Origin of the sequence: Leclercia sp. LTM14 (assembly GCF_023736175.1) — a bacterium.
GTDB classification, from domain to species: domain Bacteria; phylum Pseudomonadota; class Gammaproteobacteria; order Enterobacterales; family Enterobacteriaceae; genus Enterobacter; species Enterobacter barmai.
In genome coordinates, this window is record NZ_JAIKTT010000015.1 from 97,875 (window position 1) to 109,409 (window position 11,535).

Sequence of the window (11,535 nt, forward strand, 5' to 3'; positions counted from 1 at the left end):
ACGTTGAGCATAAAGGAACCCGATGTTGAATACGCTGATTGTAGGCGCTAGCGGTTATGCGGGCGCAGAGCTTGTAAGCTACGTGAATCGCCATCCTCATATGACCATAACCGCTTTGACTGTCTCAGCGCAAAGCAATGATGCAGGAAAGTTAATTTCCGATTTACATCCGCAACTTAAAGGGGTTGTCGATCTGCCATTGCAGCCGATGTCGGATATCAGCGAGTTTACCGACGGCGTGGACGTGGTGTTTTTAGCCACCGCTCACGAAGTCAGTCACGATCTGGCCCCGCAGTTCCTGGCGGCCGGTTGCGTGGTATTCGATCTCTCCGGTGCGTTCCGTGTGAACGACGCCGCGTTCTATGAAAAATGCTACGGTTTCACCCACCAGCACCCGGATCTGCTTGAAAAGGCGGTGTATGGTCTGGCGGAGTGGAGCGCAGATGCGCTGAAAGAGGCGAACCTGATCGCCGTACCGGGTTGCTACCCTACGGCAGCGCAGCTCTCCCTGAAACCCCTGATCGACGCGGGGCTGCTGGATCTGAACCAGTGGCCGGTGATCAACGCCACCAGCGGCGTGAGCGGAGCAGGGCGCAAGGCGGCTATCTCCAACAGCTTCTGCGAAGTGAGCCTGCAGCCCTATGGCGTGTTTAACCACCGCCATCACCCTGAAATCACCACTCATCTGGGCGCGGACGTTATTTTCACCCCGCATCTGGGCAGTTTCCCGCGTGGGATCCTCGAAACCATCACCTGCCGCCTGAAGCCAGGCGTGACCAAAGACCAGGTGAATGCGGTCTTTACTGAGGCGTACGCGGATAAACCGCTGGTGCGTCTGTATGACAAAGGCGTGCCGGCGCTGAAAAACGTGGTTGGCCTGCCGTTCTGCGATATCGGCTTTGCTGTACAGGGCGAGCATCTCATTGTGGTGGCCGCAGAAGATAACTTACTCAAAGGCGCAGCCGCCCAGGCAATGCAGTGCGCAAATATTCGTTTTGGCTATGCTGAAACGCAGTCTCTTATTTAAGGTGTGATGATGAACCCATTAATTATCAAGCTTGGTGGTGTACTGCTGGACAGCGAAGAGGCGCTGGAGCGTCTGTTTACCGCGCTGGTCAACTATCGCGAATCACATCAACGTCCGCTGGTGATCGTTCACGGCGGCGGCTGTGTGGTGGATGAGTTAATGAAAGGCCTGAACCTGCCGGTGAAAAAGAAGAACGGTCTGCGTGTGACGCCTGCCGATCAGATTGACATCATTACCGGTGCGCTGGCAGGTACGGCTAACAAAACCCTGCTGTCATGGGCGAAGAAACACCACATCGCATCCGTGGGCCTCTACCTGGGCGATGGCGACAGCGTTAAAGTGACCCAGCTCGACGAAGAGCTTGGCCACGTTGGGCTGGCGCAGCCGGGTTCGCCAAAACTGATTAATACGCTGCTGGAAGGCGGTTTCCTGCCGGTGGTGAGCTCTATCGGCGTGACCGAAGAAGGCCAGCTGATGAACGTCAACGCTGACCAGGCGGCAACCGCGCTGGCGGCGACGCTGGGCGCAGACCTGATCCTGCTCTCTGACGTGAGCGGAATTCTGGACGGCAAAGGCCAGCGCATCGCGGAGATGACCGCGGCGAAAGCCGAGCAGCTGATCGACCAGGGCATTATTACCGACGGCATGATCGTGAAAGTGAACGCGGCGCTGGACGCTGCGCGCACGCTGGGTCGCCCGGTGGATATCGCCTCCTGGCGTCATGCGGAGCAGTTACCGGCACTGTTTAACGGCACGCCGATCGGCACGCGTATTCTGGCTTAAGATTTTATTGAATGACCGTAGGCCGGGTAAGCGTAGCGCCACCCGGCGGAACTAACGAATAAAGGAAGCATGTTATGGCACTTTGGGGTGGGCGTTTTACACAGGCAGCGGATCAACGGTTCAAACAGTTCAACGACTCTTTGCGCTTCGACTACCGCCTGGCCGAACAGGATATCGTCGGCTCTGTGGCCTGGTCCAAAGCGCTGGTCACCGTTGGCGTGCTGACCGCAGACGAACAGCTGCAGCTGGAAGAGGCGCTGAATAATCTGCTGGAAGAGGTGCGTCTTAACCCGCAGCAAATCCTCGAAAGCGACGCCGAAGATATTCACAGCTGGGTGGAAGGGAAGCTCATCGACAAAGTCGGCCAGCTGGGTAAAAAGCTGCATACCGGCCGGAGCCGTAACGACCAGGTGGCGACCGATCTGAAGCTGTGGTGCAAAGATACCGTGGTGGAACTGCTGGCGGCTAACCGTCAGCTGCAGAGCGCGCTGGTGGAAACCGCGCAGAACAACCAGGATGCGGTGATGCCGGGTTATACCCACCTGCAGCGTGCGCAGCCTGTCACCTTTGCCCACTGGTCGCTGGCCTATGTTGAGATGCTGGCGCGTGATGAAAGCCGTCTGCAGGATACCCTAAAGCGTCTGGACGTGAGCCCGCTGGGCAGCGGCGCGCTGGCCGGTACTGCCTATGAAATCGACCGCGAACAGCTGGCGGGCTGGCTGGGCTTCGCCTCTGCCACCCGCAACAGCCTGGACAGCGTCTCCGATCGCGACCACGTGCTGGAACTGCTTTCTAATGCCTCTATTGGTATGGTGCACCTGTCGCGCTTCGCCGAAGACCTGATCTTCTTCAACTCTGGTGAAGCCGGGTTTGTTGAACTGTCGGATCGCGTAACCTCCGGCTCTTCCCTGATGCCGCAGAAGAAAAACCCGGATGCGCTGGAGCTGATCCGCGGCAAGTGTGGCCGTGTGCAGGGCGCGCTGACCGGTATGATGATGACCCTGAAAGGGCTGCCGCTGGCGTATAACAAAGATATGCAGGAAGACAAAGAGGGCCTGTTCGACGCGCTCGACACCTGGCTGGACTGCCTGCATATGGCGACCCTGGTGCTGGACGGCATCCAGGTGAAACGTCCGCGCTGTCAGGAAGCGGCTCAGCAGGGCTATGCTAACTCCACCGAGCTGGCGGATTACCTCGTGTCGAAAGGCGTGCCTTTCCGTGAAGCGCACCACATTGTGGGGGAAGCGGTAGTGGAAGCCATTCGTCAGGGCAAAGCGCTGGAAGACCTGCCGCTTTCCGATCTGCAGAAATTCAGCAGCGTGATTGGCGATGATGTCTATCCGATCCTGGCGCTGCAGTCGTGCCTGGACAAGCGTGCCGCAAAAGGCGGCGTGTCGCCGAAGCAGGTGGCGCAGGCCATCGCGGATGCGAAAAACCGGTTGGTGTGATCCGTGATATGTCGGGTGGCGGCTTTGCCTTACCCGACCTACAAAATGAGTAGCCCTGGCAAGCGTAGCGCCGCCGGGGAAAAGGCCAGCCATGCGCTGGCTTTTTACGCAAAAAAAATGCGGACCACGGGGTCCGCAAAAGTTCACGTTGGCTTTAGTTGTTCGAGTTTTGAGAGAAACTCGTGAGACGGGACAGGACTTCAAGGGTAATCGGTGCCGCCTCGTCTCTGTGATGCATTATTCAACAGAACGCTTGATAGGGATAATCGTTCGTTGCTATGCTATCTATCGCCATGAACTATCGTGGCGACGGAGGATGAATAATGAATATTCGTGATCTTGAATACCTGGTGGCGTTAGCCGAACATCGCCATTTCCGCCGCGCGGCAGATTCCTGCCACGTCAGTCAGCCTACGCTTAGCGGTCAGATCCGTAAGCTGGAAGACGAGCTTGGCGTAATGCTGCTGGAGCGCACCAGTCGTAAAGTGCTGTTCACCCAGGCAGGCCTCCTGCTGGTGGATCAGGCGCGCACCGTGTTGCGCGAGGTCAAAGTGCTCAAGGAAATGGCAAGCCAGCAGGGGGAGACCATGTCCGGCCCGCTGCATATTGGCCTGATCCCAACCGTTGGCCCGTACCTGCTGCCGCACATCATTCCGATGCTGCATCAGACCTTCCCGAAACTCGAAATGTACCTGCATGAAGCGCAAACCCATCAGCTGCTGGCGCAGCTTGATAGCGGCAAGCTCGACTGTGCCATTCTGGCGCTGGTTAAAGAGAGCGAAGCCTTTATCGAAGTGCCGCTGTTTGATGAGCCGATGATGCTGGCGATCTATGAAGATCATCCGTGGGCGAGCCGCGATCGCGTCCCGATGGCCGATCTGGCCGGCGAAAAGCTGCTGATGCTGGAAGATGGTCACTGTCTGCGCGATCAGGCGATGGGCTTCTGCTTTGAAGCGGGTGCTGATGAAGATACCCACTTCCGCGCAACCAGCCTGGAAACGCTGCGTAACATGGTGGCGGCGGGAAGCGGCATTACGCTGCTGCCTGCGCTGGCCGTGCCGCGCGAGCGTAAGCGTGATGGGGTGGTCTATCTGCCCTGCATCAAGCCGGAGCCGCGCCGTACCATTGGCCTGGTTTATCGCCCGGGTTCACCGCTGCGCAGCCGCTATGAGCAGCTGGCAGAGGCCATCCGTGGTGCAATGGATGGCCATTTCGACGGTAAATTAAAACAGGCGGTTTAAGCCGTTCAGCGCCGCTACCCGATAAGCTTCTGCCATGGTCGGGTAGTTAAAGGTGGTATTAACAAAGTATTCGATGGTGTTACCACCACCTTTTTGCTCCATGATCGCCTGGCCGATATGAATGATTTCCGCCGCACGCTCACCGAAGCAGTGAATGCCGAGGATCTCTTTCGTCTCGCGATGGAACAAAATCTTCAGCGTACCCACGCTCATCCCCACGATTTGCGCCCGCGCCAGATGTTTAAACTGGGCGCGACCCACCTCGTAAGGCACCTTCATGGCCGTCAGCTGCTGCTCGGTTTTCCCGACAGAGCTGATTTCCGGAATGGTATAAATGCCGGTCGGAATATCTTCGATCAGATGCGCCGTCGCTTCACCTTTCACCAGCGCCTGAGCCGCAATGCGTCCCTGGTCGTAAGCCGCTGACGCCAGGCTTGGATAGCCAATCACATCGCCTACGGCATAAATATGCGGCAGAGCGGTCTGGTACATGCTGTTAACCTTGATTTGCCCGCGGCTGTCGGTGGTGAGACCGATGTTCTCCAGCGCCAGCGAATCGGTGTTACCCGTACGGCCGTTAGCGTACAGCAGGCAGTCTGCTTTCAGCTTTTTACCGGATTTCAGGTGCATGATCACGCCATCATCGCAGGGTTCGATCTTCTCGTACTCTTCGTTGTGGCGAATCACCACGCCGCTGTTCCAGAAATGATACGAAAGCGAGTCGGACATCTCCTGATCGAGGAAGGCCAGCAGACGGTCGCGGGTGTTAATCAGGTCGACCTTCACGTTCATGCCGCGGAAGATAGAGGCATATTCGCAGCCGATCACCCCGGCACCGTAGATCAGCACGTGGCGCGGCTCATGATGCAGGCTCAGAATGGAGTCGCTGTCGTAGACGCGCGGGTGTGAGAAATCGACATCGGCCGGACGATACGGGCGTGAGCCACAGGCGATAACAAATTTCTCTGCGGTGATCGTCTCAACAGAACCGTCATGGCACTCCAGCGCCAGCGTATGCTCATCCACAAAATGCGCGCTGCCCTGCAGAATTTCGCAGTGGTTACGTTCATAAAAACCCTGGCGCATCCGCGTCTGCTGGTTAATCACGTTATCCGCGTGATTGAGAATATCGGCAAAAGAAGAGCGGAGGAGACGGGAGTGATCGCTGTAGAGAGGGTTCTGGTTGAATTCAATAATGCGGCTGACGGCGTGGCGGAGGGCTTTGGAAGGGATGGTGCCCCAGTGGGTACAGCCGCCGCCAACGTTATGGTAGCGCTCAATAACCGCTACTCTGGCTCCCTGTTTAACCAGTCCCATAGCAGCGCCTTCGCCGCCGGGGCCGGAACCTATAACTATTGCGTCGTAATCGTAGGAATGTGACATGGTAAGGCTTACCTGTTCTTATACATAAAAGCAACAGAATAGTAACATCATTGGCGGGATAACCCAATTATCGTTGTGCTCTTTTCGCGTGGTGGAGCACAAACCACATGGAAACCTTCATTCTGTAAGCCAGGTAAACCGATTAATTTTATTCTCTGGTATAGTGCCAGCGGGCCTTTGGAAGGATTCAACTATCGTGATGGGCGTAAGAGCACAACAAAAAGAGAAAACCCGGCGTTCGCTGGTGGAAGCCGCATTCAGTCAACTGAGTGCTGAGCGGAGTTTTGCCAGTCTGAGCCTGCGCGAGGTCGCACGCGAAGCAGGGATTGCGCCTACCTCTTTCTATCGTCATTTCCGTGACGTAGATGAACTGGGTCTGACCATGGTGGATGAGAGCGGGCTGATGCTGCGCCAGCTGATGCGCCAGGCGCGTCAGCGTATCGCCAAAGGGGGCAGCGTGATCCGCACCTCCGTTTCCACTTTTATGGAGTTTATCGGCAATAATCCCAACGCGTTTCGTTTATTGTTACGGGAACGCTCTGGCACCTCGGCAGCATTCCGTGCGGCTGTGGCCCGCGAGATTCAGCATTTTATTGCGGAACTTGCCGACTATCTTGAACTCGAAAACCATATGCCGCGCGCCTTCACTGAGGCGCAGGCCGAGGCGATGGTCACAATAGTCTTCAGTGCGGGCGCCGAAGCACTGGATGTGAGCGTTGAACAACGCAAGCAACTCGAAGAGCGACTGGTATTGCAACTGCGGATGATCTCTAAAGGGGCTTATTACTGGTATCGCCGTGAACAAGAAAAACTGGCGCATCAATCCGATGAGTGAAAGGTGAGTAATGAAACAGACAGGACAGGATAAAGGAACATTGTTGCTGGCATTGATCGCTGGCTTATCCATTAACGGTACGTTCGCAGCGATTTTTAGCTCCATTGTACCGTTCTCGGTTTTCCCGATGATCTCTCTGGTGCTGACGGTCTACTGTCTGCATCAGCGTTATCAGAATCGCACCATGCCGGTAGGCTTACCGGCGCTGTCGGCAGCGTTCTTTGTTCTGGGCGTCCTGCTGTACAGCACCGTAGTGCGCGCAGAGTACCCGGACATTGGCTCTAACTTCCTGCCGGCTGTACTGTCGGTGGCGCTGGTGTTCTGGATTGGCTTTAAAATGCGTAACCGTAAGCAGCAGCTGCCAGAATAACGGTTCTGTTTTGTAGTTGTAGGCCGGGTAAGCGCAGCGCCACCCGGCAATAACGGGTTACCGCGCCGTCAGTAACACCCCGCACTCCATATGGTGCGTATACGGGAACTGATCGAACAATGCCAGACGTTCAACCTTGTGCGTCTGGCTTAATGTTTCCAGGTTCTTGCATAAGGTTTCCGGGTTACAGGAGATATAAAGAATACGCGGGTACGCCTGCACCATCTTCTCGGTTTCGCTGTCCAGCCCGCTGCGCGGCGGATCGACGAAAATCGTTTCACACTGATAGCTCTTCAGATCGATCCCCTGCAGACGGTTAAAGTCCCGCACGCCGTTCATCGCCTGAGTAAACTCTTCCGCCGACATACGAATAATCTGCACATTATCAATGTGGTTTGCCGCAATGTTGTATTGCGCGGCGGCGACCGACGGCTTGGCAATTTCGGTAGCCAGCACGCGTTCGAAGTTACGCGCCAGCGCCAGGGAGAAGTTGCCGTTACCGCAGTACAGTTCCAGCAGATCGCCAGTGGAACCTTCGGTGGCCTTCAGCGCCCACTCCAGCATCTGCACGTTCATGGCGGCATTCGGCTGCGTAAAGCTGTTCTCAACCTGGCGATAAATCATCTCTTTTCCGGCCACCGGCAGGCGTTCATCGATGTAATCCTGATCCAGGGCAATTTTGGTTTTTGTCGCGCGGCCAATCAGATGCACATTAATGTTCTGCGCGCGCAGCGCATCGCGCAGGGCTTCTGCCGCCTGGCGCCACTCATCATTCAGTGCTTTATGGTACAGCAGCGAGACGATAGCCTGATTGCTTTGGGTACTCAGGTAGTCAATCTGAAACAGCTTATGGCGCAGAACAGGATTATTGCGCACGCCGTCCATCATCAGGGTCATCAGCTGGTTAATCAGCTCGCTGGCCGCCGGGAAGCTGTCCACGCGGATACGGCTTTTGGTCTGCTGATCGAAAATGATGTGGTACAGGTCATCGCCGTCATGCCAGATACGGAATTCGGCACGCATACGGTAATGGCTGACCGGGGAGCGGAACACCTCAGGCGCAGGCGCAGCAAAAGGCGTCATCATACTTTGCAGGCGGACGACTTTCTCTGCCAGTTGCGCGTCGTACTGTTCTGTCGGGAGGTGTTCTGGAGTCATGATGCTTCCTGTTGAAGATGAATTACGCGGGGATTGTAGGGATTGTACAGGGGATGTCCAGCCCTAATGGTTAACAGCAGTCTGGACATCTATACGTGTCTAAATGTAGCATTATGTTTCCGGTCTCTTATGAGTGAAAAGGGAATCCAGTGCAAATCTGGAGCTGACGCGCAGCGGTAAAGACTGGCGGGATGAGTTAATCGACACTGTGAAAATGGGAAGTCGTCATCCAGTTAACGCCACCTAGCCCGAAGACCTGCCGGGATCACGTCGCATTTGGTTTCATCATCGCGTGCTATGGGTGGGGCCTGCGGCATCCTTCTTATATTGTGGATGCTTTTACAATGATAAAAAAAGTATCGCTGTTGACGGCGCTTTCCGTCACGGCATTTTCGGGCTGGGCGCAGGATAGCGCAGACTCGTTGGTGGTGACGGCAAACCGTTTTCAACAGCCAGTAAATACCGTTCTGGCACCTACCGATATTGTTACCCGTGAGGATATCGATCGCTGGCAATCAAAAACGGTGTTGGATGTTATGCGCCGTCTGCCGGGTGTGGATATCGCACAAAACGGGGGAATGGGCCAAAGCTCTTCGCTTTTCGTTCGCGGTACTGAGGCAAAACATGTTCTGGTATTAGTCGATGGGATCCCCGTTGCGCGCCCGGGCATCTCTAATAGCTCTGATATCGACCAGATCCCGGTATCACTGGTCCAGCGAATTGAGTATATCCGTGGGCCGCGCTCTGCAGTTTATGGCTCAGGTGCCATTGGCGGCGTCGTTAATATCATTACTATGACGGGCGAAGAGCGCTCACAGATTAATGCTGGTGTTGGCTCTAAAGGCTATCAGCAATATGACGGGACATACCGTCAGCGCTTTGACGACACTGTCATTACTGCTGCAGGTGCTTACCAGACAACGAAAGGCTTTAACGTTCAGCCAAATTCATCTTATAGCGGCGACAGCGATCGCGATGGCTACCGTAATAAACTGTTCTGGGGCGGTGTTGAGCACAAGTTCAACGAAAACGTTGACGGCTATTTCCGCGGCTACGGTTATGCCAGCAATGCGGATTATGACCAGGGTAACTGGGGATATCCTGGCGGCGGCGATGAACATCAGAACTATACCCAGTCCTGGGATACTGCGATGCGCTTCCACTCCGGGATCTATTCTTCTCAGCTGGTCGCTAACTATCAGCGGATAAAAGATTATAACTACAGCAGTGAGACCGGTCGCTACGCGCCAGGCCACTCTCTGGATGACATGGAACAGCGTTATATCCAGTGGGGGAACAACGTAATCGTTGGGCATGGCTCGGTCAGTGGCGGAGTTGACTGGAAACAAGAGAAGTTAAGCTCTCTGGGCACAACCAGTACAGATGACTATAAGCGAGACAACACCGGCCTGTATCTTACCGGTCAGCAGCAGATTGAAAGCGTAACGCTTGAGGCTTCTGGTCGGGAAGATCATGACGAACAGTTTGGCTGGCATGGAACCTGGCAAACGGCAGCCGGCTGGGAATTTGTGCAAGACTATAAAGTCACCCTCTCTTACGGAACAGGTTTCCTGGCTCCTTCCCTGGGGCAGCAATTTGGTGCTGAACGTTTTGGTATCGCCTCTAACCCGAACCTGAAACCGGAAGAGTCGAAACAGTGGGAAGCGGGTCTGGAAGGTGAGACGGGTCCTCTCGACTGGCGCCTGTCAGCGTATCGCTACGAAATTGATAACCTGATCGATTACAACAATAACGCATACTTCAACGTCAAATCTGCCACCATTAAAGGGCTGGAGTGGACGGGCGATTTCACGACCGGACCTGTAGTGCATCGTCTGACGCTGCAATACGTTGATCCGCGTGATGATGAAACCGACCAGCAGCTTTATCGCCGTGCGAAGCAGCAGGTGAAATACGATCTTACTGGCCAGATCTACGATCTGGGCTGGGATGTGACTTATCAATATATGGGTGAGCGCTACGACTATGATTATGACAACTCTCGCAGAGTGAAGATGGGCGGCGTAAGCCTGTGGGATCTCGCCGTTTCATATCCTGTCACCTCTCACCTTACAGTTCGTGGTAAAATAGCCAACCTGTTCGATAAAGACTACGAGACAGTTTATGGCTACGAAACTGCAGGACGGGAATACACCTTGTCTGGCAGCTACACCTTCTGACCCACGTCCCACCGTACTGGTGTTTGACTCCGGTGTCGGTGGGCTTTCAGTCTATGATGAGATTCGGCAACTTCTGCCGGATCTTCATTATATCTATGCGTTCGATAACGTGGCTTTCCCGTATGGGGAAAAGAGCGAAGCGTTTATTGTCGAGCGCGTCGTCGAGATCGTTACCGCCGTACAACAGCAGTATCCTCTCGCACTGGCAGTGATTGCCTGCAATACCGCCAGTACAGTCTCCCTTCCGGCACTGCGTGAAAAATTCCCGTTCCCGGTTGTCGGCGTCGTTCCGGCGATTAAACCTGCCGCGCGCCTGACGGCGAATGGCGTGGTGGGACTGCTGGCGACGCGCGGGACGGTTAAACGTCCTTATACCCGTGAGCTGATCGAGCGCTTTGCCAATGAATGCCAGATTGCGATGTTAGGTTCTGCTGAGCTGGTTGAGATGGCCGAAGCTAAACTGCACGGCCAGGCGGTATCGCTGGAAGAGCTGCGCCGTATTCTGCGTCCATGGCTGCGGATGGCGGAGCCGCCAGATACGGTGGTGCTGGGCTGCACGCATTTCCCGCTATTACAGGAAGAGCTGCTTGCCGTACTTCCGGAAGGTACCCGGTTGGTGGATTCGGGAGCGGCAATTGCCCGTCGCACGGCATGGCTGCTTGAACATGAAGCGCCAGATGCGAAATCCACCGACGCGAATATCGCTTATTGCATGGCATTGACCCCGGTAACTGAGCAACTTTTACCCGTTTTGCATCGTTATGGCTTCGAAACGCTCGAAAAACTAGCGCTATAGCACGGTTTTGAGCAAAAAACAGACGGTTGAAAGTTTTTTTTAATTTAGCGCTTGTCACCGTCCGAGAACTCCCTATAATGCGCCTCCACTGACACGGAACAACGGCACGCAAGCCGCCGGGTCAGCGGGGTTCAGCGATGAACGCTGGCAGAGAAAAGTGAAAATAATCGCTTGACTCTGAATGAGGAAAACGTAATATACGGGACCTCGCAACGGTGAGCGAAAGCCGCGTTGCACTGCTCTTTAACAATTTATCAGACAATCTGTGTGGGCACTCAAAGTGACATGGATTCTTAACGTCGCAAGACGAAAAA

Annotated in this window: 10 protein-coding genes and 1 riboswitch; of the genes, 8 read left to right on the forward strand and 2 right to left on the reverse strand. The window is 55.1% G+C overall.

Annotation, left to right across the window (positions count from 1 at the left end):
• Positions 1 to 22: 22 nt before the first annotated feature.
• The 4 genes from argC (at position 23) to oxyR (ending at position 4,499) form a co-directional block, all read left to right on the forward strand.
• Positions 23 to 1,027 carry an N-acetyl-gamma-glutamyl-phosphate reductase gene (gene argC / locus K5I40_RS22445; protein ID WP_223075616.1) on the forward strand — a complete coding sequence of 335 codons (1,005 nt, stop codon included), beginning with the start codon at positions 23 to 25 and terminating at the stop codon, positions 1,025 to 1,027.
• Positions 1,028 to 1,033: 6 nt separating this feature from the next.
• Positions 1,034 to 1,810: an acetylglutamate kinase gene (gene argB / locus K5I40_RS22450; protein WP_138370876.1), complete on the forward strand. Its 777-nt coding sequence runs from the start codon at positions 1,034 to 1,036 to the stop codon at positions 1,808 to 1,810.
• Positions 1,811 to 1,884: 74 nt separating this feature from the next.
• A complete protein-coding gene (argH, locus tag K5I40_RS22455; protein ID WP_138370875.1) occupies positions 1,885 to 3,258 on the forward strand; it encodes an argininosuccinate lyase in 1,374 nt (457 codons plus the stop codon).
• Positions 3,259 to 3,581: 323 nt separating this feature from the next.
• A complete protein-coding gene (oxyR, locus tag K5I40_RS22460) occupies positions 3,582 to 4,499 on the forward strand; it encodes a DNA-binding transcriptional regulator OxyR (RefSeq protein WP_138370874.1) in 918 nt (305 codons plus the stop codon).
• Here oxyR and sthA read toward each other — a convergent pair.
• A complete protein-coding gene (gene sthA, locus K5I40_RS22465; RefSeq protein ID WP_138370873.1) occupies positions 4,482 to 5,882 on the reverse strand; it encodes a Si-specific NAD(P)(+) transhydrogenase in 1,401 nt (466 codons plus the stop codon). The two genes, oxyR and sthA, sit on opposite strands and share 18 nt — an antisense overlap.
• A 196-nt stretch (positions 5,883 to 6,078) precedes the next feature.
• Between sthA and fabR the strand changes: the two genes are divergently transcribed.
• Together fabR and K5I40_RS22475 are read left to right on the forward strand one after the other, a co-directional pair.
• Positions 6,079 to 6,717, forward strand: a complete 639-nt coding sequence (gene fabR, locus K5I40_RS22470; protein WP_032615233.1) for an HTH-type transcriptional repressor FabR — start codon at positions 6,079 to 6,081, stop codon at positions 6,715 to 6,717.
• A 10-nt stretch (positions 6,718 to 6,727) separates the two neighbouring features.
• A complete protein-coding gene (locus K5I40_RS22475; RefSeq protein ID WP_032615232.1) occupies positions 6,728 to 7,087 on the forward strand; it encodes a YijD family membrane protein in 360 nt (119 codons plus the stop codon).
• 57 nt (positions 7,088 to 7,144) lie between these two features.
• On the opposite strand, the gene trmA is transcribed toward K5I40_RS22475, so the two are convergent.
• On the reverse strand, positions 7,145 to 8,245 hold the full coding sequence (trmA, locus tag K5I40_RS22480) for a tRNA (uridine(54)-C5)-methyltransferase TrmA (protein ID WP_138370872.1): 1,101 nt from the start codon (positions 8,243 to 8,245) through the stop codon (positions 7,145 to 7,147).
• Between the two features lie 103 nt (positions 8,246 to 8,348).
• Positions 8,349 to 8,524, forward strand: a riboswitch (cobalamin riboswitch).
• 65 nt (positions 8,525 to 8,589) lie between these two features.
• On the opposite strand from trmA, the gene btuB reads away from it, so the two are divergent.
• A complete protein-coding gene (gene btuB / locus K5I40_RS22485) occupies positions 8,590 to 10,425 on the forward strand; it encodes a TonB-dependent vitamin B12 receptor BtuB (protein ID WP_223075615.1) in 1,836 nt (611 codons plus the stop codon).
• Positions 10,370 to 11,221, forward strand: coding sequence for a glutamate racemase (gene murI / locus K5I40_RS22490; protein ID WP_138370870.1), 852 nt, complete (start codon positions 10,370 to 10,372; stop codon positions 11,219 to 11,221). Before btuB ends, murI begins: the two co-directional genes overlap by 56 nt.
• Positions 11,222 to 11,535 lie beyond the last annotated feature (314 nt).